The sequence below is a fragment of the Vibrio albus genome (assembly GCF_003144035.1).
Taxonomy (GTDB): domain Bacteria; phylum Pseudomonadota; class Gammaproteobacteria; order Enterobacterales; family Vibrionaceae; genus Vibrio; species Vibrio albus.
Window position 1 is genome coordinate 166,041 of the sequence record NZ_QFWT01000008.1, and the last position, 24,196, is coordinate 190,236.

Below are 24,196 nucleotides of genomic sequence, written 5' to 3' on the forward strand. Positions count from 1 at the left end.
CTATTCCTGCCCCTCTTTCTTGTTTTTTTGCCTGTTGGTATGTTGTTCTGATGAGGGTGGTGCTGTCAGATGACTACAACCAAACAGCCCTTCGTATATCCAGTAGCTGAATTCGGCCTCCCTGAGTGCGTCTCCCCAGAATATGGGTTTGGTACCTTTCCAGCGCTCTTCCAGAAATTCGACCAGCATCTGCCCGGAGTCATACCCGGATTGGCTACCGTATTCCTCAAACAGGCTGGCGGCGCGGTAGGCGCAGAGTTCACCCTGACACGGGCCCATGCCCAGCCGTGTTCGGCGGCGGAGGTCGATCAGATTACGCACATCGAGTTTTTTTATCGCATATTCGATTTCACCGGCAGTGACCATTTCACATTCACAGATGATGGTCTGGCTTTTGGGCTGTTCGGAAAGGAAAGAAAGCGCCCGTTCGCCGTGGCGGTCAATGGCGGATTCATACACTGGTTTAGCGATACTGGCATTTTTTCTGACCTGTTTGGGTGACTCCACCGAGCCGGGAAGCGGGATTTTATGGGTAGTGCAAGGGGTGGTATTACCGAGTTTTCCGGTAACCACATCGGTAGCCTGTTCTGCCATCAGACGGTAGGTCATCAGTTTACCACCGGTGATCGTGGTAAAGCCTTTCAGACCGTCACGTTCAGCATGGTCCAACAAAACAATACCGCGGCTGATACTCCGTCCGCTACTGTCACTGCCGAGGGAGACCAGGGGACGAACACCGGCATAGGCTCTGAGTACCCGGGTATTTTCCATGATAGGGGCGAGCTTAATGCCTTCTTCCAGCAGCAAATCGACTTCTCTGGCGGTGACATGCAGGTCATCTATTTTGTCGTAGTCAATCTCTTCTGAAGTGGTGCCAATCAGTGAAATCGTATCCCCCGGCACCAGAATATCCGCATCTGATGGTTTGCGGCAGCGGTTGATCACCAGGTTGTTGATTCGGTAGTCGAGGACCAGGAGTGAGCCTTTGGCCGGGAACATTTTAATATCCAGATCGGCATATTCGCAGATGCCTTGTCCCCAGATCCCGGCGGCATTGATCACTTCATGGGCAAATACCTGAAAGGTCTGTCTGGTGCTGGCATGCATACAGTTGACACCGATGATCTGATCCCGCTCCCGGATCAGGGAGGTGACCCTTGTATGGCTGAACAGGCGGGCACCGTGTTCTTTGGCATCCAGTACGTTGGAAGCACACAGCCGGAAAGGATCCAGAGTGCCGTCCGGTACTTTCACGGCTCCGGTCAATCCAGGGTTGGCATTTGGCTCTAACGCGAGCGCTTCTTTAGGGGAAAGCTGCTCTGTTTCAATACCGGCGGACGCACAGGCGTTAATAAAGGTTCCCTGAAAACCGGGGTCATCTTCCGGCAGAGTGATGAACAGCCCAGAGGTGTCTTCAACACAGTGCCGGGCGATGCTCTTCAGTATCCGGTTTTCCTGTATACACTCTCTGGCTGAATGCTGATCGGTCACTGCGTATCGGGCACCTGAATGGAGCAGACCATGGTTGCGTCCGGTGGTACCGGATGCCAGGTCGTCTTTTTCCAGTAAAATACAGTCGATACCCCGTAGTGCGCAATCGCGCATTATGCCGGTGCCTGTTGCGCCGCCACCGATGATAACAACGTCGGTTTCATAGTGTACTGTCGGTTTCATTGCCACCTCGCCAGTAGAGTTCATCTTTATAGTGTGGCACTAAAAATGTGTCTATGAATGAGAAAGGTTCGCATATCTGATGGATTTTTCCAGAAGGCAGGATATTGACACTGGTATTGAACCAAGTTCAGGCACTACTGCCATGCCGTACTTATCTAGGGCGTGCCCTAGCATCCCTTATATTAAAAAATCATCCCCAAGATAGATGATATATTTCATTAATTTGAAGTTCATATACATCATAACTAATTAATAATTAAATAAAGTTTATAAGATTCTAAATTAACGACTACGCTTAAATTGTAATTACCTGACAACCGATATGGAGAATGTATTATGAGTTATAAGCACATCTTGGTTGCCATACTGAGGTTATAGATGTTGATATGCTGATTATTCCAATGGATAAATCAGCATAAAATAATAAATGTCTGGTTATTCTATTTTATGTCAGCTCTGGGTTGGTTTTATTGTGAGTAAACCGCAAACTCTCCAGAGTGAAACAAGGATCTACCAATGAATAATCAATATATCGTTGCCCTTGATCAGGGGACCACGAGTTCACGAGCCGTTGTGCTGGATCACGATGCCAATATTGTCAGTGTGGCTCAGCGTGAGTTCACTCAGATCTATCCGGAAGCCGGCTGGGTAGAGCATGACCCTCTGGAAATTTATGCCACCCAAAGTTCGACCCTGATTGAAGCCCTTGAACAGAAAGGTATCCGGTCAGATCAGGTGGCCGGTATTGGTATTACGAACCAGCGTGAAACCACGATTGTCTGGAATAAAGAAACGGGCCAGCCGGTTTATAATGCCATTGTCTGGCAGTGCCGTCGTACCGCCGATATTTGTGCTGAACTGAAAACCAGAGCGGGTCTTGAGGATTACGTCAGAGAAAACACCGGTCTGCTGCTGGATCCTTATTTTTCCGGTACTAAGGTGAAGTGGATTCTGGATAATGTAGAAGGTGCCAGAGAGCAGGCGAACGCTGGTAAGCTCTTGTTTGGCACGGTTGATACCTGGCTGGTGTGGAAAATGACCCAGGGCCGGGTGCATGTGACGGATTATACGAATGCTTCCCGCACCCTGCTGTTCAATATAAATACGCTGCAATGGGATGAAAAAATCCTAGAAGAGCTGGATATTCCGCTATCAATGATGCCGGACGTAAGGGCATCTTCAGAAATCTATGGCAAAACCAATATCGGTGGTAAAGGGGGAACCCGTATTCCTATTGCAGGTATTGCCGGGGATCAGCAGGCGGCGCTGTTCGGGCAAATGTGTGTGGAACCGGGTCAGGCGAAGAATACCTATGGTACGGGCTGTTTTCTGCTGATGAATACCGGTAAAGAAAAAGTGACCTCAAAAAATGGTCTGCTGACCACGCTGGGTTGTGGGCCGAAAGGTGAAGTGGTGTATGCGCTGGAAGGGTCTGTCTTTATGGGCGGAGCTTCGATTCAGTGGCTGAGGGACGAAATGAAACTGCTGGTTGATGCGAAAGATTCTGAATATTTCGCGACCAAAGTGGAGTCGTCTAACGGTGTGTATGTGGTGCCGGCCTTTACCGGATTGGGCGCGCCATACTGGGATGCCTATGCCCGAGGTACGATCGTCGGAATGACCCGTGGTACCGGGGTGAATCACATTATCCGGGCCACACTGGAAAGTATTGCGTATCAGAGCCGGGATGTGATTGACGCTATGCAGGCAGACTCTGGCATTAAGCTGGCGTCACTGCGAGTGGATGGCGGCGCTGTGGCCAATGATTTCCTCATGCAGTTCCAGTCTGACATTCTGCAGACCGATGTACTACGGCCTAAGGTAACGGAAGTCACCGCATTAGGGGCGGCTTATCTGGCTGGTCTGGCGGTGGGTTTCTGGGGCAGCCTCGAAGAAGTGTCCGGTAAGGCTGAAATCGACAGAATCTTTACTCCGGCTCAGGATCAGGAGAAACAAGCTCAGCGTTATAACGGCTGGAGACGCGCCGTACGCGGTGTACTGGCCTGGTCGAATGTCGATGATGAATAGTCATCATTGAACCGTGGTATATGTAACGATCACTATGCTTTTGGTGCAGAAAACAAACATGGGACGCTTTCGTTCAATTGTTTCGTAACCAACTTCTCACTTTTGTATATAAAGTCCTATTTATTTTTCCATTCCCTTTGTATTGTGGTCGGGTCATCCCAAGAAATGAGTAACAGACACATTGCTAAATAGCAAAACCCTGATGTATAGCAATGTGGGTCTTATCAGGGCAATGTACGTTACCAATGGGTATTTTGAAGTAGTAAGTAAAAGGCTGGAATGATTGATGTCTGATGTATCAACAAATGTAACCAACACCACACCAATAATGCAGACTGTATTAGATACGCTTAACTCCGGTTGGGGTTATACGTTCGGTGGAATTCTTCTTGTGGCTGCTGCCGGGTATTTTGGTGTGAAGAAACTGAATACCCCTCGTTTTGTGATTAAACAAATTCGCAGACGTAACCTGAAAGAGATGAAAAAGCTGGGTGCGGAGAGCACAGAAGCAACGGAAGATTTTGATCGATTGCTCAACTCTGTTGAAGCTTATGCGATTAAGCAAAAAATGACCGGATCAGAGATGTCTCAGTTGTTGTCTCCGTTACAACAGGAAAAGTCGAGCGCAACCGGAGGGAATTTCTATCATTCTATGGCATATATCGCGAAGAATATTGGTGATGGCAACCTTGCTAAGGCTCTGCAGAATAAGTCGAAGCAGGTGCGAACCAGCTCTCCTCTGATGGCTGGTCTGCTGAAACGTGCTGGCGTTTAATTCTCAATTTTATTCTCATCTTTAAGACAAGGCACAATTTATTGTGCCTTGTCTGCATTTCTATCAGTATAAGTGTCTGGTTTTATAAGTGCTTATTAACTCAATGTTACTTATCTGTTTTTTCTGATAAAAGCTCTTACCGTTTATCCGGAACGGTTGGAAAGCGGCTGTTCTCCTGGCATTACTCCTTGGTATTTACACTAGAATTCAGGTAACGGGTCTGTTTTTACAGACATACTATTACCCAGGATAAAGGAGTATCAGCATGTTGCGGACTCTTATCTATGTGTTATTAAGTTGCCTTTTTTGGCCGGGCTTGTTGATGGCAGCAGAGAATCCTCCATCAGAACGATATATTGTGGTTCTGAAAGCGGGAACTGGCTCAGAAATGGTAGCCAGAGAGGTTGCCACAACGACTCATGGTCGGGTGGGGTATATTTATAAGCATGTGTTCAGTGGTTTCTCCATTACCGTTCCTCCCCAGGCGGTAACAGGCATCATAAACAATCCTAATGTGGATTATATCGAACCTGACCGGCAGGTTACGTTGTCTGCTCAATCTGTTCCATCCGGCATCAGAAGAATATTTGCTGACAGTAACGCTGCTCTGAGTATTGATGCGGTTGATGATTTCCGGGTAGACAGCGATGTCGCTGTGTTGGATACGGGGATAGATTTCCAGCATGGAGATTTAAATGTCGTGGGTGGCGCGAACTGTCTGCAAACTACGGGTGGTGGTCCTCCATGGCGACGTACCTATTACTGTGATTCTAATGTCAGCAGTGATGATGACCATTATCACGGTACGCATGTCGCTGGTATTATTGGCGCACTGGATAATAATGTCGGCGTGGTCGGTGTGGCTCCGGGTGTGCGGCTCTGGGCGGTTAAAATTCTGGATTCAGGCGGTTCTGGTTATGACTCCGGTATTATTGCGGGTATTGACTGGGTCATCGACCATGGTGATATTGAAGTCATTAACATGAGTATCGGTGGACCCGGAGTCAGTACAGCCTTTAAAGATGCTATTGATAGTGCGGTGGCGAATGGGGTTGTCGTTGTAGTGGCAGCAGGTAACGAGAGTGATGATGCAAATTATTATTCTCCTGCTTTTGTACCGAGTGCGATTACCGTATCGGCACTAGAAGATTTTGACGGATTACCGGGGTATCTGGCTCAGTCAGGTTGTTACTCCGGGGAAGACGATACACTGGCTTACTACAGTAACTGGGGTAGTGCTGTCGATATCGCCGCTCCGGGCTCCTGTATTAATTCAACGGTTCCTCTTGAATATGGTTCTTATGGTGTGCTTAGTGGCACTTCGATGGCGGCACCGCATGTTGCCGGGGCCGCGGCTCTGTTAGTGAGTGGTGCGAATCCTCCAACTGACGGAAATGGTGTTGCGGCTGTATTCAGTGGGCTGGTGGCCGCCAGTAATAATGACTGGACCGATGATTCTGGTGACGGTAAACAGGAACCCTTGCTGGATGTAAGCAGTATCGTGCCGGTGCTGGTCAGTACCGGTGACAGCAATAATGTTGCCCCGAATGCAGACTTTGGGTTCAGTTGCTCGGATTTGGTCTGTACCTTTACCGATAACTCTGTTGATTCTGACGGTAGTATTGTGGGGTGGAGTTGGGATTTTGGTAACGGTTATGGCTCTTCTGAACAACAGCCGGTCCATGCTTATACCGCTCAGGGTAACTACACCGTGACACTGACGGTTACCGACAATGACGGAGCATCGGACTCTGTCAGTAAGACGGTATCGGTTACTCAGCCTGTTGATCCCGGACTGACTATTTCCGGCATGACTCCTGATACCATCAATAGTGGCTCCTCTGTTGAGCTTACTGTATCTGGCAGTGGTTTTCTGAATGGTGCCAATATCAGTTTCAGCGGAGGCAGTGGTCCGACACCGGAAGTGAGCGGTGTGGTGGTTTCGGCTGATGGACAAACGATTACGGCGAGCGTGCTTGCCAAAGCCGGAGGGCCGCCACGTGCCCGGTACTGGGATATCACAGTGACCAACCCTGATGGCAGTAGCGTGACACTTGAACAGGCACTGACGGTTTTGCCGTAATGGTCTGTTTTATTTGAAAATTAAAATATTGAAGCCCGAATATTTCGGGCTTCTTTATTACGCGTTTTTCGGAGCTAGCTTACGGTTATTTTCAGTAGTGCACTTTCTTCTCTTTGATCGCGATAGTAAAGCTTGGATCAAATGGAATCAGTGTCGAGTGAACTTCCACATCATACATAGGAAGCTGACGTTTGAAATAAGCGAGCAGGTTCTGTTTATTGTAGACCCCCAGCTTCGTTTTGATTTCATTGTTTTCGTTAACCGAACAGCCTTTAATATCGGCTACAGAGTGACCATAGGCTGCGTTTTTCTCTGTAACACCATCCAGTTGCCACTCCGTACAATCCGGGGTCAAATCCGCTTTTATACTGCGACTGACTTTTATTGCGTCCGCATCATAAAACTCGATCAGTACCAGCTTATATTTATTACGTTCAACCGCTTTCGTTAACTTATCCAACTGGAAAGCGTAGTGCCAGTTGGCACTGGTCGTACTTGAAATAACCAGGCAAGGTGAAGCGTTGAAGTAGATAAATTCCAGCACATCTCCTTGTACTACTTTTTGCGTTTTTAAAGAGGATTTCTGATCCTTATCAACATAGGTAATATCGTATTGCTCGCTCAGTTTTTCTGCGAGAGAAGAAAACCCCGAAAAGATTATAGGTCTTGAAAATGGTTGAGAAAAATGGGTGGTGATACTCTTTTCAATGGTATTTTTTGTGTGGCTGATAGCCTCCGGACCAGAAGCAGGGTGAGGAGGTTCCGAAGTATCCAAAGTCGTTAATTCAAACATGCTAGTCTCCTTAAAAACGTGTCGTTAATTGTCAGCGTGTTCATATCAATCGAATACAACATACATGCCAAATTTAATGATTTTGGGTGTGGTTTTATATCTTTTATATTGGCATGTATGTAGATATTAATGCTGTATTTGCTTTGTTTGTCTGGTTTTATGCTCGTGTGGTGAGAGGCTGTCTGGAGGGAAATAATAGGGTTGAGTTGTTTTTGGTCAATAGTGTGATTTTTTGCACCAGGTTAGTGCTTTGCGGTGGGATTACCTGTAAAAGAAGTAATGTGCGTGATTATGCGCTTTTGATGGGAAGTTATTCAAACGGTTGTCTGATGTGATTGGAGTGGCAGGCAAGGTATGTATTACCTGCCACGCCTTAATCATTTATTAGTTAGTGACTGGTAGAGATGTAGGGTGCAGACCTAAACGTTTAGCAAGCAGGTAATCAACGGAAACGCGACCAGCGCCCTGGAAAGCCAGAGACAAACAGGCAACAAGCAGAATAAGCGCAAATTCATAACCGTTATTTGTCACAAACAAACCGTTGCCAATATGTACTGTCATTGCCATCGCCATGGTAAATGCGGTCACAACGGCAGCAGGTCGAGTCAGCAGGCCAAGAAACAGTGCCAGCCCACCGAAAAATTCAGCGCTACCGGCCAGTAAAGCCATCAGAAAGCCAGGTTCAAATCCGATACTCGCCATCCACTGTCCGGTGCCTTCGAGCCCGTAGCCACCCAACCAGCCAAACAGCTTTTGGGATCCGTGAGACGCAAGAATCAATCCAAGAGGTACTCTAAGCACCAGAGGTGCAAAAATCGAGTCTGAAGAAAGTAGTTTTGTGAGCAGTTGGCTGTTCATAATGTTTATCCTAATCCGGGAGCATAGCAAGTGTCTGTGGTGCTAATGTATTACTTACCGTATTAAAGATAAATGTGAGTTTTATTGGTTTATTATCAATGTAGTGTTGTTAAATGGAAGACCATGTGATTGACATGGCGTCAGGTTGTGGAGGGAACGCCATATGGTCTTTTCTCTGAATATCAGATCAACAGGCCTTAATGAAGGTGTGCTCTTTTTTTGCTTAAAAATACACCAAAAATGTGGCACACTTGCGCCCGATGTAGTGATGTAGTGATGTAGTTATCAACTAAACTACCTAAAACACATTTTCGGTTCTGGAAACAGAGTATTTCCCAGAACGGTTCCCGTTCAAAATATAACACCAATTAAAAATAAGATTCCGTGGTTATCCGGTGATAACCACAAATAAAGAGCGGGTAAATACTCATTATAAATATTTGTTATTGAGAGAGATTAAAGTCCCATGAATAAGGTTTCTGGTCAAAATGGATTTAACCAGTTGAGTGCGAATGCAACAGAAAAACTGGTCGATGTCGTTCTAATCGGGGGAGGTATTATGAGCGCTACGCTCGGTACTTTTATCCAGCAGTTAGAACCAAACTGGACAATAGAGATGTTTGAGCGTCTGGATAAGGTCGCGGAAGAGAGCTCTAATGGATGGAATAATGCCGGCACTGGGCACTCTGCACTAGCAGAGTCCAACTACACACCAGAAACCCCGGACGGCGAAGTAAAGATGGGTAAAGCCGTCGAGATCTACGAACAGTTTCAGCTATCGCGTCAGTTCTGGTCATATTTGGTTCAGGAAGGGTTGATTAAAGACCCGGGTTCTTTTATTAACAGCACCCCTCATATGAGTTTTGTTTCGGGCGAGAAGAATGTAGAGTTTCTGCGTAAGCGCTTTAAATTACTTCGCACAACGTCTCTTTTCGATGGCATGGTGTATTCCGAAGATGCCGATCACATTAAAGCCTGGGCACCGTTGCTCATGGAAAATCGGGATCCATCCCAGCCAGTTGCAGCGACTCGCTCCCGCTTCGGTACCGATGTCAATTACGGTGCGCTCACCCATCACATGGCCGACATCCTTGCTCAGAATGAACATTTCACACTGAACACCAAACATGAAGTGCGTTCACTGAAGCGTCAGGCGGACGGCACCTGGAAGGTAAAGGTGAAAGATCTTGTGAATCGCACCACGCGTACCGTACATACTAAATATGTTTTTATCGGCGCAGGCGGTGCATCGCTCACTCTCTTGCAAAAATCAGGTATTCCGGAAGCGAATGGTTATGGCGGCTTCCCTGTTGGTGGTCAGTTTCTGGTGACGGAGAATCCGGACATCGTTAAAGCACATCGCGCTAAGGTATACGGTAAAGCACCAGTGGGTGCGCCACCGATGTCTGTTCCGCATATGGATACTCGCATTATCGATGGAAAAGAGGTCGTTCTGTTTGGCCCCTTTGCAAGCTTCTCAAGTAAGTTCCTGAAAAATGGTTCTTTGTTTGACCTGTTTGGTTCTGTGACCCCGTCGAATTTGCTGCCTATGACTCAAGTGGGTCTGAAGAGTTTCGATCTTATTAAATACCTTGTCGGCCAGTTAACTCAAAGTACAGAGGATCGTATGGATGCCCTGCGTGAGTTTTACCCAACGGCAAAAGTGGAAGACTGGACGTTGTGGCAAGCGGGTCAGCGTGTACAAATTATTAAAAGTGTATCAGGTAAGGGTGGAGAACTGCATCTTGGATCAGAACTTGTCCACGCAGAGGACGGAAGCCTGACGGCGCTTCTGGGCGCATCACCTGGTGCTTCAGTCTCTGCTGCAATTATGTTGGAGTTACTGGAATATTGCTTTGCCAGTCAGATGTCTTCAGACAAATGGAAAGATAAGATTAAGGAAATGATCCCATCCTACGGTTTGTCTTTAGATGAAAATCCAGAGCTGAACCAAGAGATTTTATTGCAAACCAGTAAGGTATTACACTTAGAGCAAGACCTGTTTGAGGTCCGTTCAAGTAAAGACAATGCAGAATTTCAAAGGCAGCCACTTCGGGCCTAACCTGATGATAAAAGAGCCGGCATTATTCGTGCCGGCTCGAAATATACCCTAATAACTGACGATATTCTGAAAGACTACAGTTTCCGTAACGGCTTTATAACCATGGGGCTGATCGGCATAAAAGCGCAGGTTGCCACCCTGTTTAACCCTTTCCCAGCAGCCATTATTCAGCACGTCCATTTCTCCTTCCAGAACAATAATACTCTCTATCACGCCGAGGGCATGAGCATCGGACATCTGACAATGATGGTTCGTCAGCGTGATTTCATGGATTTCGTAATTGACGGTAGGGCTGTACGGAAAAATCGACTTCACCGTCATATCCGGATCTGGAAAATACTGTTGTGTATCCGGTTCCGGAGTCTGAGTGAAAAAGGCTGAGAATGACGTTTCCAGTCCGGATGCGATTTGCCAGAGTTTCGCGATAGTCGGGCTGGACTCTTCACGTTCAATTTGCCCCAACATGGCTTTAGAGACACCGGTTAACCTGGCCACGGCATCCAGACTCAGTTGACGTTGCTTTCGGATCTCTTTCAGGTGGGCGGCGATACCCTGTTTAAACTGCTGCTCTGTCATGGTGAGTATTCACTGTCACTTATATTTTTCAGGTGAATAAAAAGAGAATGTCATTATAGGCAGGATTATGGCAAAAACCTACGGTCTTTAAGATGTTAGCAGAATGACCGTCAAGAAAAAGCCCTCAGCAACAGTCCGAGGGCTTGGGTAGTAAAGGGCTTCAGGAGCCCTTAGTAACTTGGCTGGAATCTAGTCTACGCCGTGTTCTTTGTACAGTCTGCGACATGCATCACCGTTGCTGTGGAAAAGGTGGCAGCGGTTAGCTGGCAGACCGATAGAATATTTGTCACCAACTTCAACATTCAGAGTGTCTGGTACCCGGTAGATAACGTCAGCGTCAGCGCCGTCAAGGTGCAGGTAAACCTGAGTTTCGTTACCAAGTTTCTCTACAATTTGCACATCACCTTCAATGGTGCCGTCGCCAACATCTGCGCTGATCAGGTGTTCAGGGCGGATACCCAGTGACATCCGGTCTCCTTTGTTCACTGTCGTACCATCTACTGGAATCCAGAAGGTTTCACCATTGGACAATTGCACCATGACGCGTTCTGCCTCAACATCTTCAATCTGAACACTCATAAAGTTCATTTTCGGAGAGCCAATGAAGCCTGCAACAAAACGGTTTTCAGGGTAGTGGTACAGCTCCAGCGGACGACCTACCTGTGCCACGCGGCCTTCATCAAGCACGACAATTTTGTCTGCCATGGTCATCGCTTCCACCTGATCGTGCGTTACGTAAATCATGGTACAGCCAAGTTTACGCTGCAGTTTGGTGATTTCACTACGCATGTTTACGCGCAATGCGGCATCCAGGTTAGACAGGGGCTCATCCAGCAGGAATACTTTTGGCTGTGATACCAGAGTACGGCCAATCGCAACACGTTGACGTTGGCCACCAGACAATGCTTTTGGCTGTCGATCCAGCAGGTGGGTTAACTGTAGAACGTCGGCTGCATGATTAACGCGCTGGTCAATATCCTTTTTATCAGCTTTTGCCAGCTTCATACCAAAAGACATGTTGTCGTACAGATTCAGGTGGGGATAAAGTGCATATGACTGGAATACCATACCTACGCCACGTTTCGATGGCTCGATATCATTGACTCGTTCCTGACCAATATACAAGTCACCAGAAGTAATGTCCTCCAGGCCTGCAATACAGCGTAGCAGTGTTGACTTACCACAGCCTGACGGACCAACGAACACAACAAATTCGCCTTCTTTAATTTCCAGGTCGACGTTTTTTGAAATCAACACGTCATCATATGCTTTACATACGTTCTTAAGCGTTACACTTGCCATGTAGTTTGTCCTCAATAATTTTTATCTGTTCCGACTCACCTAGAAGACGATACTTCACTAAGAGCCTGTTATTGTATGGTGACCGGTAATTCTAGAAAACCGTTTCGGGGTTGTTTATGTTTCAATCTTCAAACGATATAAATTTGAAAAATAAACAATCCTGATAATCATACGTTATTTGTTGAATAAAAGTTAAAAAAAGGGTGGTGCCTACAGGCTAGGTCGACACCACCCACCGTGTTGCCAAAGGTGAGTTAATCCTCCCCTCACAATTGAACTCTCCCCCGTAAACGATAGATTCAAATGTGTATATCAACTCACGCGGCAATGTAAATCCAGCGTTATTCTCAGTGAACAGATAACAAGTATCTGAACGCCAGAGAGCTGGTAAGGGTTCTATCTATCCACTCTTGGATAGCTGTAGTTTGCTGAAAATGATAAGCCCGAACATCCTCCCGAAAGAATTAATTTCGGGGGGAGTAGAAAAGGAGGAGTAAGATAGAGGGGTGAGAAGGAAAGTTAGATCAACTTCAAAAAAATGCATCCATTCAAGTGTGTCATGTGTCACATATTGTATATTTTTTGTGACGGTGATCGGAAAGTGTTAACGACGGAGATCACGAAATTAACGGGTTGTTATGGGGGCGTAGTAATTAGGAGGATGATGTAGTGCCTATTATTATAGATGATGTACCTCAACCCTAAGGCTCATCGTTCCGGATAGCCCCGTAGTAAAAATAATTCAAAAGGATATGAGCATGAAGAGAGTGAGATAAGCAAATTTACCCTATTAGTTCTACTTTTGGGAAGAAGGCAACTTCGACCTAATTTTCATTTTCCTTATCGCTAGCAGGTTTGATTCTATGCAGTCAGTTCAAGGTTCAGGTGTGGTCGCATCCGACGATGCACCACTAGGTCAAAAAGTGTTTCTTAAGTGGGCACTATTATCAGCAGTCGGTGTTATTAACGGTTACGCGACTGTTCTAATGTATTCTCGTGGTGAGCTGGCATTTGCAATGCTCACTGTGGTACTTACCGCATTAGCCATCTATATTTTCGGCAGTAAAAAAACATACGCTCATCGTTATATCTATCCGGGTATGGCGGGGATGATTCTATTTATTCTTTTCCCTCTGCTTTACACTGTAAATCTGGCATTTACCAATTACAGTGCGAAAAACCAGCTGGAGCTGGGGCGCGCGCAGCAGGTATTGCTGGACAGAACATACCAAAGTGGTGAAAGTTATCCTTTCACTCTGTATCAAACAGAGGCTGGCTACCGGCTGGTGATTACAAAGGGTGAGCAGGTTTTAGCGACCCGGGAAGTCCAGTTGGACAGCTTAACAGAAGCGGATTTAGATCTTTCCCCTGTCCCATCCGTTGACGGTGAAAAAGCGCAGATTAAGACCATTATTAAGAACCGCAGTGTTCTGAGTGATCTTAATCTGAGAACGCCTGATGGGTCGGTTATTCGCATGAGTGGTTTACGTAAGTTTGCCTCTGTTGTCCCTCTTTATACGCTTCAGGCTGACGGAAAAACCCTAATCAATAATAAAACGGGTGAAACGTTAATGCCGAATATGGCAGTGGGTTATTACCAGCCTGTTGACGACACTGGTGCATTTATCGGCAATACCATTTCCCCTGGGTTTATCGTTAACGTTGCCACCGCGAACTTTGAGCGGGTATGGCAGGACGAAGGTATTCAGGAACCGTTTATCGCTATCTTTATCTGGACCATCGTATTTTCTCTGCTGACCGTTGTACTCACTACCATTATTGGTTTGGTACTCGCGAGTCTTGTCCAGTGGGAAGAGCTGAAAGGCCGTGCTATTTATCGAGTATTACTGATTCTTCCTTATGCGGTTCCGGCGTTTATCTCGATTCTGATCTTTAAGGGTTTGTTTAACCAGAGCTTTGGTGAGATCAATGTGGTTCTTCAGGCCATGTTCGGGTTAAGTCCTAACTGGTTCTCTGACCCGGTAATGGCAAGAACCATGGTGATTATTGTTAACACCTGGTTGGGCTTCCCTTACATGATGATTCTGTGTATGGGTCTGATGAAAGCTATTCCGGACGATTTGTATGAAGCATCGGCTATTGATGGTGCGGGCCCACTGAAGAATTTTACCCGTATTACTGCGCCGATGATGATGAAGCCGCTGACGCCACTGATGATTGCGAGCTTTGCATTTAACTTCAATAACTTTGTAATGATTTACCTGTTAACGTCTGGTGGCCCGAACATGATCGGTACTACAGAGCCGGCCGGTTATACAGACTTGCTGGTGAGTTACACATATCGAATCGCTTTTGAAGGTAGCGGTGGTCAGGACTTTGGTCTGGCGAGTGCGATTGCAACACTGATCTTCCTGTTGGTAGGTGCTTTGGCACTGATTAACCTGCACTTCGCTAAACCACAACAAGATTAAGGAGTAATAATCATGGCAATGGTACAAGGTAAGAATCTGAAATATCGTGTATGGGCGACCCATATTGGTCTGTGCATGTTCCTGTCACTGATTATCTTCCCTCTGTTGATGATTGTGGCTATTTCCTTCCGTGAAGGTAACTTTGCAACAGGGAGCCTGATCCCGGAACATCCGTCACTGGAGCACTGGAAACTGGCCTTTGGATTTGCGGTAACGAATGATGACGGTACGATAACAAAACCACCTTTCCCGGTTCTGCTGTGGCTGTGGAATACGGTGAAAATTGCCGGTATCTCATCACTGTTTATTGTAACGCTGTCTACCACATCGGCTTATGCGTTTGCCCGCCTTAAGTTTAGTGGTAAAAACACGATTCTGAAAGCGATGATGATTTTCCAGATGTTCCCGGCGGTACTGGCACTGGTGGCTCTGTATGCACTGTTTGATAAGCTTGGACAGTACATCCCGTTCCTCGGTATCAATACCCACGGTGGCCTTATCTTCGCTTATCTTGGCGGGATAGCACTTCATGTATGGACTATCAAGGGTTACTTTGAATCCATCGATGGCTCTCTGGAAGAAGCGGCAGCACTGGATGGTGCGACGCTATGGCAGGCATTCCGTCTGGTACTTCTGCCGCTGTCAGTGCCAATTTTGGCGGTTGTGTTCATTCTTTCCTTCATTATGGTTGTTGGTGAGGTACCGGTCGCAACACTCTTGCTAACTGATGTGGACAAGTATACGCTTGCAGTAGGTATGCAGCAGTATCTGTATCCACAGAACTACCTGTGGGGTGATTTCGCGGCGGCAGCGGTATTGTCTGCAGTACCTATTACCGTCGTATTCTTATTAGCGCAGCGCTGGCTTGTTGGTGGCCTGACAGCGGGCGGTGTGAAAGGATAACAATAATACAGGCAGCCTGATGGCTGCCTTTGTGCTGACTTAACACCTATTGGTTTGGCCGCCGACAAGTTAAGACTCAGTACTGAATTAAGGTACGCATAGCTGGCTGTTAACTGGACTCCTTACTCCGATAGTTAATAGTTCTTGTCACCTGAGCCCGGACTTGATATGCCGGGCTTTTTTATTGTCTGCCGAGCAGACGCTAAAGCGGCTCACATATAGAGAACGCTTGATTATTCACTCAATATCAACTTTAATCGAAGAGACTGTCAGGGCTGGGAAAGAACGAAAGCTGAATAAATAATAATTTTCTGACGGGATTATTGTAGGTGAATGTAGTGGTAACGGGTTTATCGGCTCTGGGACACAGTTTAACTAAGAGTATTAAGCAACGAGCTTGGGTGCAGTCATTGGTATTTGTTGTGGCTTGGCTTGGTGTCTGGTTTTTAGCTTATGTGGTTGAGTACGTAAACCATGCCAGTGTCTGGTTTCCTCCGGCCGGGCTGACTTTCGCGGCGCTTTTGGTCGTTGGGGTACGTATTGTACCGGCGCTCGTCGTTTGTGGCATTATCTCGACCATTTGGGCGGGGTTTCTTTATCACCTGGACCGTACCATTCCGGAGTTATTTATTGCTGGTATGGTTTTTTCCATCACCCATATCATCCCGTATTTTATCGCTACTTATATTTTAAAACGATTGGCTAACCATAGAGTTAGTCAGTTACCCGCTCTGGTGCTCATCTTTTTGATCGTGGCGGTGATCAGTACACTGGTGGCGACTTTTTCGATTTTATACGGCCTGGTGTTCACCGGTTTGATGAGCTATTCGGATATTGTCGCAGCCTGGATGCCTTTTTGGGTTGGGGATATGGCCGGAGTGATTGCCATGGGACCTGTTTTTGTTGCTATTCTCAGTCGCGTTTACCCTCAATCTCAGTTCTGGATTGGAGAGCTGCGCGATATTTCAGATATCAATCAATCTGATCGATTCGCTGCAAAATTGTTGATCTGCTGTGTGCTGCTGACGGCGGTAATGTTAGTTGCCTACCGGTATACAGTCCCTGAAACTAACTTTGCTATTTTCGTTATGTTGATTCCGGTGATGTGGATCTCTTATACCGAAAGCCCGGTACGAATCGCGATTAGCGTTGCTTTGTTCAGTTTTTGTGTCGCTTTTCTGGTCAATCTGTTTGGGTTGATGGATCATGTAATTGTTTATCAGTTTGCCATTTGCATTGTCGCTGCCAGCGCGTTCTTCTACCTTTCCATTCCCTCTTTGCTAGCGAATAATCAGATCCTGAGGCACCGCGCATTCACCGATAACCTAACCGGGGTGGCATCACGGGATCACCTTGTGCATCAGGCACAGTTTGAGGTGATGAAAAGCCATACAGAAAGAAGCTCTCTTGCTCTGATCGTCTTTGATCTGGATAACTTTAAATCGATTAATGATGCTTTGGGGCATGTCGAAGGTGACAAGGCTCTGACACATATATCCCAGACTGCAAGGCTTAAGCTGCGTAAGACGGATTTGCTCGGGCGGTATGGTGGTGATGAGTTTGTGATTCTGATGCCTGACTCCACCCTGGAAGAGGCAGTACAAAAAGCCGAACGCATCCGGCAAGAGATACAGAAGCTCACCTTTAACCAGTCCTGGCAGCTTAGCTGCAGTTTTGGGGTTAGCGAGCTATATGACAGGGATGATTTTATAACGCTTTTCAAACGGGCGGATAAGGCTCTGTATAAAGCCAAACGGGAGGGGCGTAACCGGGTTTGTTATTGAGCCCGTATATCTGCGATCAAAGCTCTCTGCTGGAGGGGGCACAGCCAAGGTATTGCATCAGGACATAAATACTCTCCTGATGCATAGCGACTTTCCGGAACAGTTCAGCAAAGACCATATCGCCGCCAAAGCAGGTATAAATGTAGTGAGCAATCGCTTCATCACCGTAGCCTTCAGCGTAGAGTGTCCTTACCCACTGGTATTCAAGTGCATGCGGGTTACTGATGGTTTTTTCATCTAATGTGATAGCGATGTTCAAAATGAGATGGACTATGGTAAAGGTAAGTCCAAGAATTAAAGCAGAAATTTATGAAAAAAATATGACAGCCTCTGCGCTGCCATAGTATTATTTTTCTGCAGGAAATGCTATTGCCGCAGAGTCATGCACTTCCAACTGGCAATATTCACCGACGGAAATGGGGTCTGAAGAAGTCGAAAATAGCTTATACCCTTGCAGATCAACCAGGTATCGCCAGTGATCGCCCATAAACTGCTGCTCTTCCACTCTGGCCTGACCTTGTTCCTGTGGGGTAATCGTGACTTGCTGGGGCCGCAGGAAAATATCGCAGGACTCTCCGACAGACATGGGCGCATTGGCATAAGCGTTGATGTTACCGATCACCGTAGAAAATATGCCTTCAGCTTCTTTACGGGCCGGAAGGTAGCTCCCCCCCCCAAGAAAATTAGCGACAAAGCGGCTGGTAGGGTAGTAATACAGTTCTCTGGCACTGCCAAACTGTTTTATCTCCCCATGATCCATGACGGCCATCTTATCCGCAAATGCAAATGCTTCTTCTCGGCTGTGAGTAACGAAAATAGCAGTGACCCCCTGCGCTTTAAAAATAGAACGGATCTCTTTAATCAGCCCTTGCCTGACTTGGGTATCAATGTTGGAGAACGGTTCATCCAACAGCAGGAGGTCTGGCTTACAGGCCAGTGAGCGGGCAATGGCTACCCGTTGCTGCTGTCCTCCTGAAAGCTGGTGCGGGTAGCGTTGTTCATGCTGAGACAGGTGAACCAGAGCCAGCCTCTCAGTAACAATGGCTTGTTTCTCTTCAGAGGATATTCCTCGCAGGCCGAATGCGACGTTTTCGGCCACGGTCAGGTGGGGGAACAGCGCGTAGTCCTGGAATATCAGGCCGATATTTCGTTTTTCCGGTGGTACATGACCATATTCACTGTCAAGGTCTGTGTCGCTTAGTCTGACGGTACCGGAAGTAATCGGGTGTAGCCCGGCTATTGCTTTCAGTAATGTGGTTTTGCCACAGCCACTGGAGCCCAGCAGGCAGACGATTTCCCCTTTCTGTACGGTAAGGGAAAGGGAACGGATCACACTGTGGTGATCATAGCTGCAGAACAAGTGTTCAATGGATAAGGTACGGCTCATTAGTGTGCTTGCTCCAGATAACGGTTAATGATGATCAGAGGAAACAGTCCGACCAATACCAGTAATAATGCTGGTAAAGCGGCCAGTTCCAGCTGTTCATCTGAGGCAAAGTTATAAACATAGGTAGCCAGTGTTTCGAAATTAAATGGCCTGAGCAGCAGAGCCGCATTCAGCTCTTTCATCGATTCAATAAACACCAGCAGACCGGCGATTAAAATGCCTCTGCGAACCAGAGGGAGGTGGATTCGTGTGACCATCTGAGAGGTATTACAGCCCAGATTTCGGCCTGCCATGTCCAGTGATGGTGGGATCTTGTGCAGGTGGCTTTCGACACTGCCGATGGCAACGGCAGAAAAGCGGATCACCATCGCAAATACCAGAGCGGCGATCGATCCGGACAGAACCAGTCCGGGCCTGTCCAGGTTAAGCTGTATAGCGGCGTCATTCAGTAGGTGATCCATCCTGGTCAGAGTATAAAGAACACCAATGGCCAGCACGGTGCCGGGTACCGCATAGCCCATCGAGGCAAGGCGCATAAAGAGTAGGTTTCGTTTTCCTGCCCGGAGCCGGTGATTCAGGTTAAGTATCAGAGCTATCAGGATTGCGCTCATGGCGGCCAGCATTGATACCTTAAGGCTGTTAAACGTGTATTGTCTGAAGTCTGCGGTCCAGCTCTCGGTCAGATAATCCAACGCCATCAATACTAACTGCAGGGCCGGAAGAATAAATGCGGCTAATAGCAGTCCCCAGCACCAGATCAGGGCCACCCATTTCTTCTTGCCCTGTAGCGGATAACGGATGTCATCACGGTTGCTGTGGCCGGACTGAAATTGTTTCTGCCGGCGTCGGCTCATGCGTTCGGCACTGATCAGCAGGACGATGACCACCAGCATAATGGCAGATATTTTTGCTGCGGCGTTGATATCCGCGTACCCCAGCCAGGTATCATAGACGGCAGTGGTTAGAGTACTCACGGCAAAGTAGCTGACGGTACCGAAATCGCCCAGGCTTTCCATAGCGACGAGAGACAAAGCAACAGCAATTGAAGGACGGGCCATGGGCAGGGAAAGACGGACGAAACTGCTCCAGGGAGAGCATTTCAGCAAGCGCGCTGCCTGCAATAAGCTTTGGTTCTGCTCAATAAAAGCAGCTCTGGCCATCAGGTACACATAGGGATAGAGCACCAGAGACAGGATAAAGATCGCGCCTGGCAGCGTCCGTAGATCCGGGAACCAGTACTCCCCGGCACTCCAGCCTGTCAGTGAGCGCAGTAGCGACTGGACAGGGCCGGCATAATCAAACCAGTCTGTATAAATATAACCGGCGATATAGCCGGGCATGGCAAGAGGCAGCACCAGGGCCCATTGCAGAAACTTTTCTCCGGGCAGGCGGCACATTGCCATCAGCCAAGCCGTCGGAACTCCCAGACAAAGTGTGACTCCCATGACTCCGGCAACCAGAATCACGGTATTGAGTGTGTATATCGGGAGAACGGTAGAAAACAGATGGGAAAAAAGCGCTTCAGACTGACCTGCAGAGAGATAAAAGATGGTCAGGACTGGTAATAAAAGGCACAACGCCAATACGGCGCTCAGCCCTGATAAGGTCAGTTGTTGGTTTTTTCTCATTTAATACAACCAGGTAGATGTAGTTATAATAACCGGCAGAAAGTTTGTTCTCCCTGCCGGTTATACCAATCGACAACAATGAGGTCTTACAGATCGAACTTCACTTTGTCCAGCAGACGAATTGCTTTACTGTGATTCTCTGCAATCTGTTCCAGAGGCAGAGTGTCGGCCTTGAAATCACCCCATGAAGCAACCAGCTCAGAGCGTTTTACACCAGCTTTAACCGGATACTCATAGTTAACTTCAGCATACATCTGCTGCGCGGTATTGCCAGTCAGAAATTCCATCAGCTTACGGGCATTTTCCTTATTAGGGGCGTATTTTGCCATGGCCATACCACTGACGTTCACGTGGGTACCTGTGGTGTTCTGGTTAGGGAAGTTGATATAAACAGAGTCAGCCCAGGCTTTTTGCTTTTCATCGCTGACCATTTTGCCCAGGTAGTAACTGTTACCGAGAGAGACATCACACAGACCCTCTTTAATGGCTTTCACCTGAGCACGGTCATTGCCCTGAGGTTTACGGGCCAGATTATCTTTCACGTTTTCCAGCCAGGTTTCTGTCGCCGCTTCACCTTTATGGGCAATCATAGAGGCAACCAGAGAAACGTTGTAAGGGTGTTTACCGCTACGGGTACAGATTTTTCCTTTAAACTGCGGGTCAGCAAGGTCAGCGTAATCGAAACCTGCACCAAGCTTACCGGTACGGCTGCGTGAAGAATACACACTACGGGTACGGATAGTCAGGGCAAACCAGTTATCCTTGCTGTCGCGGTATTGAGCCGGAATATTGCTTTCGATGACTTCACTGTCCAGCGCCTGAACGACATCTTTGTTCTCCAGTTCCACCAGACGACTGATATCCGTAGTTAGGATCACATCTGCAGGGCTGTATTCACCTTCCTGAACCAGTTTTTCCACCAGACCTTTCTTTGCGAAGATTACATTGACGTTAATACCGGTTTCTTTAGTGAACTCCTTAAACATAGGTTCAACCAGGAAAGGCTGGCGATAGGAGTAAACGTTTACTTCATCAGAAGCCGCCTGAACCGGAGTTGTCATAGCAGCAAAAGCAACGGAAGCGGCTGAAAGAGTGAAAATCTTTTTCATACGAGATGTCCCCACACAGTAATATTAATGATATTGATAATGCTTATCGTTAAGAAGAATGTTATCTACAATATCAATAGCTGACAAGTGCTTTGTCACATTTTGGTAATCTTTAAGTCTCTCTCGTATGTGCTCTGGATGCTTAATTTTGCATCTGAGTATCCATTTCATTTTCGATTTCTTTCCGCATATTCATGAGCTTAACGGCAGAATCGCGCAGTCGGATGTCTTCTTCGGTAACGGGGGGCCATTCAGGGATACGGCAAATATCAGTTGGGAATGTTTTGAAGTGGCTATGATTTTTGTCTTGAAGGTAATGTTTGACAGCAACTAGAAAGCGCTGAACGTTACTGTACCCATTTTGGTTTGCTACCCGAATGAAGAAGCTTTCTAATGATTCATCATCGTTCGGTGTGGGTCTCTGTAGAAACATTACTACCTCATCCCTAATTAACCTCCTATGACCTAATATAGAGCATAAAATTTGTAGGGGATCATTTATATGTAAACTTTATGATTTTGATTATAAAGTGCATTTTAGAAATACTGCTTCCCATATTCGTTAGCCCTATACGAAACGTTGGATAAGGGGTTATAAGAGAGGTCTTGTCTCATTTCCCTTAGCTAGATAGAGTTCATTTTGGTCATAAAAACCATACTGTTTATTATATCTTAGCGCTAACGGGCTTAAATCAATCTTTAAGCTATATGAATTGATTACACTAGTAGTAACTGAGAAAGATAGTCACTAGCTGGTTTGTTTGAAACAAACCCAGACGCTAAAAGAGAATTGTCTGCTCCTACGTTCAATTACATATCCAGGACCTACATAAGATGTTTAAAATTCCAGTTTTAATAGTTGAAGACATAAAAGAAATGTCTGGCTTGCTTTCGGAACATATTTCCGGTCTTTATCCTTATCAGGTTGTAGGTATTGCACCAACAATAGCTGATGCACGAATGATGATTAATCATCTTAAACCATCGCTCATTCTTCTTGACAACTTTTTACCTGATGGTTTAGGACTTGATCTAATTAAGAGTCTGAGAGCTAAGGATAATCCGGTAGATGTTATTTTTGTGACTGCGGCAAATGATTCTGAAACTGCTGTGACAGCAGTTCGTTATGGTGCGTTTGACTATTTATTAAAGCCATTCTCTTTGGAGCAAATTAATAACTCATTGGAGCGATACTTTGAATTCAACCGAAGTGTGTTTATTGAAAAAGATGAAAACATCAATCAATCATTTGTTAAGAGAATCTATAACACACACTTAACCCCAGATAACGCAATGACCCATCCCAAAGGAATTGATGCTATTACACTACAAAAAGTTGTTGCAGCCTTTGGTGAGGGTGAGACTTATACTGCAGCTCAAATAAGCGATAAGACTGCTATAAGTCGAACAACAGCAAGACGTTATCTTGAATATGCAACAACAACGGGACAACTTAAAGCTGATATAGAGTATGGGAAAGTAGGACGACCTCTACGCATATTCAGTAGAGCTCACAATAAATCACCGGCAGTCAATGAGCATAAGTAGGGTGATTTATGAAGAACTACTAATTGATCTTTTAGGTGATATATAGGTCTGAACTAACCCATATTAATGGAGCCCCTGAATGGAATCTATTTCAGGGGCTTGTTGACATTAGCTTAAAGCGACAAATTACCTTCGAAAATTTTCTTAGCCGTTCTGATTAACGATACTGAAGATACTTTATCTCCTTTGCGAGCTACTTTTAGATCAATAAAACCAGATGGGTGCTCAATACAGCAATCAACTAATTTGTCTTCTAACTGAACTAGGTTTGAGCTAACTGTTCCTTGATGACAAAGAGACATAGTAATAGCAATACTGCCTGTTACCGCAATCGCTTTGTGGCAGCGTTTAGGTACATAGTAACGAGCACTGATTGTGCCACTGTCTGTTGCGGGTTTAGCAACCAGAACAGGCTTTGGAATGACTTTATCAGATACATCACCAAGTCCCATCATTTCACCTGCCTGACGGCGTAGAGATTCAAGTTTTTGTGTGAATTCAGTGTCAGCATCAAGCTCAGCTGGTGATTCATATCCAGTTTTACCAAACTGTGCTGCATCGATAATCATTACTGGAATTGCGGCGTCGACACAGCTTACTTCGATCTCCCCGATCTGATCGGTCGTATTTCCGGTTGGGAATAGTTTGCCAGTCTTAGCACCTTCTACTCCCAGAAAGCTAAGCTCGATGGGTGCTCCAGGACTATTAACACCACTTATATAAGTGTCTCCTTGATAATTTACTTTACCATCTGGTGTCTGAACGTTAGCGTGAATAATTTTGTTGGTGTTGACGTTACGTATCCGGACTTTGGTGGTATCCCCCTGAATTTCAACAAGCCCCTTTTCTATTGCAAAAGGACCAACGCCAGACAGAATATTGCCACAGTTTGGTGAGAAATCGACGTTCTTCTCTTCAATGCCTACCTGTGCAAACAAGTAATCAACATCAACGTTCGGTTGCTCTGAAGGGCCGACAATTGCTACTTTACTGGTCAGACTGTTTCCGCCACCAATACCTTCGACCTGGAGTTCATGGCCAGAACCCATCACGGTCATTAGTGTTTTTGCTATTGCATCACGATCTTCCGGTAGGTCGGTAGATAAGAAGTATGGGCCGCGTGAAGTTCCACCTCTCATCAGGGTGCATGGTATATTCTGCTGAGTCATAGTGTCCTCTCTTTTATTGGATTAATGTGGGGTTAGAGCTATCTTCAGCGAAATGAGGAATGAGATTTGAGAGTCTAAAAGCGGG

Annotated in this window: 18 protein-coding genes and 1 pseudogene; 8 read left to right on the top strand and 11 right to left on the bottom strand. The window is 46.4% G+C overall.

All coding sequences use genetic code 11. The features are described from left to right. Positions 1-1,674 (bottom strand): anaerobic glycerol-3-phosphate dehydrogenase subunit A, encoded by a 1,674-nt coding sequence (gene glpA, locus DI392_RS14710; protein WP_109320444.1) that lies wholly within the window; start codon positions 1,672-1,674, stop codon positions 1-3. 516 nt (positions 1,675-2,190) lie between these two features. Between glpA and glpK the strand changes: the two genes are divergently transcribed. The 3 genes from glpK (at position 2,191) to DI392_RS14725 (ending at position 6,560) form a co-directional block, all read left to right on the top strand. Further along, the gene (glpK, locus tag DI392_RS14715; RefSeq protein ID WP_109320445.1) at positions 2,191-3,702 is read left to right on the top strand and encodes a glycerol kinase GlpK; all 1,512 of its coding nucleotides are present in this window, start codon (positions 2,191-2,193) and stop codon (positions 3,700-3,702) included. A 286-nt stretch (positions 3,703-3,988) separates the two neighbouring features. After that, positions 3,989-4,477, top strand: a complete 489-nt coding sequence (locus tag DI392_RS14720) for a hypothetical protein (RefSeq protein WP_109320446.1) — start codon at positions 3,989-3,991, stop codon at positions 4,475-4,477. A gap of 265 nt (positions 4,478-4,742) precedes the next feature. Further along, positions 4,743-6,560: a S8 family serine peptidase gene (locus tag DI392_RS14725; protein WP_109320447.1), complete on the top strand. Its 1,818-nt coding sequence runs from the start codon at positions 4,743-4,745 to the stop codon at positions 6,558-6,560. Between the two features lie 91 nt (positions 6,561-6,651). Here the strand turns inward: DI392_RS14725 and DI392_RS14730 are convergent, their stop codons facing one another. Together DI392_RS14730 and DI392_RS14735 are read right to left on the bottom strand one after the other, a co-directional pair. Continuing rightward, positions 6,652-7,353, bottom strand: coding sequence for a hypothetical protein (locus DI392_RS14730; RefSeq protein ID WP_109320448.1), 702 nt, complete (start codon positions 7,351-7,353; stop codon positions 6,652-6,654). Between the two features lie 384 nt (positions 7,354-7,737). Further along, positions 7,738-8,211, bottom strand: coding sequence for a DoxX family protein (locus tag DI392_RS14735; protein ID WP_109320449.1), 474 nt, complete (start codon positions 8,209-8,211; stop codon positions 7,738-7,740). A 466-nt stretch (positions 8,212-8,677) separates the two neighbouring features. On the opposite strand from DI392_RS14735, the gene mqo reads away from it, so the two are divergent. Further along, the gene (gene mqo / locus DI392_RS14740) at positions 8,678-10,273 is read left to right on the top strand and encodes a malate dehydrogenase (quinone) (RefSeq protein WP_109320450.1); all 1,596 of its coding nucleotides are present in this window, start codon (positions 8,678-8,680) and stop codon (positions 10,271-10,273) included. A 48-nt stretch (positions 10,274-10,321) separates the two neighbouring features. On the opposite strand, the gene DI392_RS14745 is transcribed toward mqo, so the two are convergent. Together DI392_RS14745 and malK are read right to left on the bottom strand one after the other, a co-directional pair. Beyond that, positions 10,322-10,849, bottom strand: a complete 528-nt coding sequence (locus DI392_RS14745) for an XRE family transcriptional regulator (RefSeq protein ID WP_109320451.1) — start codon at positions 10,847-10,849, stop codon at positions 10,322-10,324. 189 nt (positions 10,850-11,038) lie between these two features. Then, the gene (gene malK / locus DI392_RS14750; protein WP_109320452.1) at positions 11,039-12,151 is read right to left on the bottom strand and encodes a maltose/maltodextrin ABC transporter ATP-binding protein MalK; all 1,113 of its coding nucleotides are present in this window, start codon (positions 12,149-12,151) and stop codon (positions 11,039-11,041) included. 863 nt (positions 12,152-13,014) lie between these two features. Here malK and malF point away from each other — a divergent pair. The 3 genes from malF to DI392_RS14765 all read left to right on the top strand — a co-directional run bounded on the left by malF (position 13,015) and on the right by DI392_RS14765 (position 17,270). Next, entirely contained in the window at positions 13,015-14,583 is a 1,569-nt protein-coding gene (gene malF / locus DI392_RS14755) for a maltose ABC transporter permease MalF (RefSeq protein ID WP_109320453.1), read from the top strand. Between the two features lie 12 nt (positions 14,584-14,595). Beyond that, positions 14,596-15,486 carry a maltose ABC transporter permease MalG gene (gene malG / locus DI392_RS14760; RefSeq protein ID WP_109320454.1) on the top strand — a complete coding sequence of 297 codons (891 nt, stop codon included), beginning with the start codon at positions 14,596-14,598 and terminating at the stop codon, positions 15,484-15,486. Between the two features lie 338 nt (positions 15,487-15,824). Then, positions 15,825-17,270 (top strand): GGDEF domain-containing protein, encoded by a 1,446-nt coding sequence (locus DI392_RS14765; RefSeq protein ID WP_181388430.1) that lies wholly within the window; start codon positions 15,825-15,827, stop codon positions 17,268-17,270. A gap of 16 nt (positions 17,271-17,286) precedes the next feature. Here DI392_RS14765 and DI392_RS14770 read toward each other — a convergent pair whose 3' ends face one another. The 5 genes and pseudogenes from DI392_RS14770 to DI392_RS14790 all read right to left on the bottom strand — a co-directional run. After that, positions 17,287-17,523, bottom strand: a complete 237-nt coding sequence (locus DI392_RS14770) for a hypothetical protein (protein WP_181388432.1) — start codon at positions 17,521-17,523, stop codon at positions 17,287-17,289. A 93-nt stretch (positions 17,524-17,616) separates the two neighbouring features. Next, positions 17,617-18,657, bottom strand: a complete 1,041-nt coding sequence (locus DI392_RS14775; protein ID WP_109320457.1) for an ABC transporter ATP-binding protein — start codon at positions 18,655-18,657, stop codon at positions 17,617-17,619. After that, positions 18,657-20,285, bottom strand: a complete 1,629-nt coding sequence (locus DI392_RS14780; protein WP_109320458.1) for an ABC transporter permease — start codon at positions 20,283-20,285, stop codon at positions 18,657-18,659. Before DI392_RS14780 ends, DI392_RS14775 begins: the two co-directional genes overlap by 1 nt. Before the next feature lie 86 nt (positions 20,286-20,371). After that, positions 20,372-21,394, bottom strand: coding sequence for a Fe(3+) ABC transporter substrate-binding protein (locus DI392_RS14785; protein WP_109320459.1), 1,023 nt, complete (start codon positions 21,392-21,394; stop codon positions 20,372-20,374). A 142-nt stretch (positions 21,395-21,536) separates the two neighbouring features. Then, positions 21,537-21,656 (bottom strand): annotated as a pseudogene (locus DI392_RS14790) (acyl-CoA thioesterase); the annotation flags it as partial. Positions 21,657-22,228: 572 nt separating this feature from the next. Here DI392_RS14790 and DI392_RS14795 point away from each other — a divergent pair. Next, a complete protein-coding gene (locus tag DI392_RS14795) occupies positions 22,229-22,942 on the top strand; it encodes a response regulator (protein WP_109320460.1) in 714 nt (237 codons plus the stop codon). Between the two features lie 113 nt (positions 22,943-23,055). Here the strand turns inward: DI392_RS14795 and DI392_RS14800 are convergent, their stop codons facing one another. Continuing rightward, positions 23,056-24,111 carry a 4-oxalomesaconate tautomerase gene (locus DI392_RS14800; protein WP_109320461.1) on the bottom strand — a complete coding sequence of 352 codons (1,056 nt, stop codon included), beginning with the start codon at positions 24,109-24,111 and terminating at the stop codon, positions 23,056-23,058. Positions 24,112-24,196 lie beyond the last annotated feature (85 nt).

Bases quoted from the DNA above. Each gene is read 5' to 3' on its own strand.
- malK (WP_109320452.1), bottom strand. From the start codon at position 12,151: ATGGCAAGTGTAACGCTTAAGAACGTATGTAAAGCATATGATGACGTG.
- DI392_RS14730 (WP_109320448.1), bottom strand. From the start codon at position 7,353: ATGTTTGAATTAACGACTTTGGATACTTCGGAACCTCCTCACCCTGCT.
- DI392_RS14720 (WP_109320446.1), top strand. From the start codon at position 3,989: ATGTCTGATGTATCAACAAATGTAACCAACACCACACCAATAATGCAG.
- DI392_RS14745 (WP_109320451.1), bottom strand. From the start codon at position 10,849: ATGACAGAGCAGCAGTTTAAACAGGGTATCGCCGCCCACCTGAAAGAG.
- malF (WP_109320453.1), top strand. From the start codon at position 13,015: ATGCAGTCAGTTCAAGGTTCAGGTGTGGTCGCATCCGACGATGCACCA.
- DI392_RS14735 (WP_109320449.1), bottom strand. From the start codon at position 8,211: ATGAACAGCCAACTGCTCACAAAACTACTTTCTTCAGACTCGATTTTT.
- mqo (WP_109320450.1), top strand. From the start codon at position 8,678: ATGAATAAGGTTTCTGGTCAAAATGGATTTAACCAGTTGAGTGCGAAT.
- DI392_RS14795 (WP_109320460.1), top strand. From the start codon at position 22,229: ATGTTTAAAATTCCAGTTTTAATAGTTGAAGACATAAAAGAAATGTCT.
- DI392_RS14780 (WP_109320458.1), bottom strand. From the start codon at position 20,285: ATGAGAAAAAACCAACAACTGACCTTATCAGGGCTGAGCGCCGTATTG.
- glpK (WP_109320445.1), top strand. From the start codon at position 2,191: ATGAATAATCAATATATCGTTGCCCTTGATCAGGGGACCACGAGTTCA.
- DI392_RS14785 (WP_109320459.1), bottom strand. From the start codon at position 21,394: ATGAAAAAGATTTTCACTCTTTCAGCCGCTTCCGTTGCTTTTGCTGCT.
- DI392_RS14725 (WP_109320447.1), top strand. From the start codon at position 4,743: ATGTTGCGGACTCTTATCTATGTGTTATTAAGTTGCCTTTTTTGGCCG.
- glpA (WP_109320444.1), bottom strand. From the start codon at position 1,674: ATGAAACCGACAGTACACTATGAAACCGACGTTGTTATCATCGGTGGC.
- malG (WP_109320454.1), top strand. From the start codon at position 14,596: ATGGCAATGGTACAAGGTAAGAATCTGAAATATCGTGTATGGGCGACC.
- DI392_RS14800 (WP_109320461.1), bottom strand. From the start codon at position 24,111: ATGACTCAGCAGAATATACCATGCACCCTGATGAGAGGTGGAACTTCA.
- DI392_RS14775 (WP_109320457.1), bottom strand. From the start codon at position 18,657: ATGAGCCGTACCTTATCCATTGAACACTTGTTCTGCAGCTATGATCAC.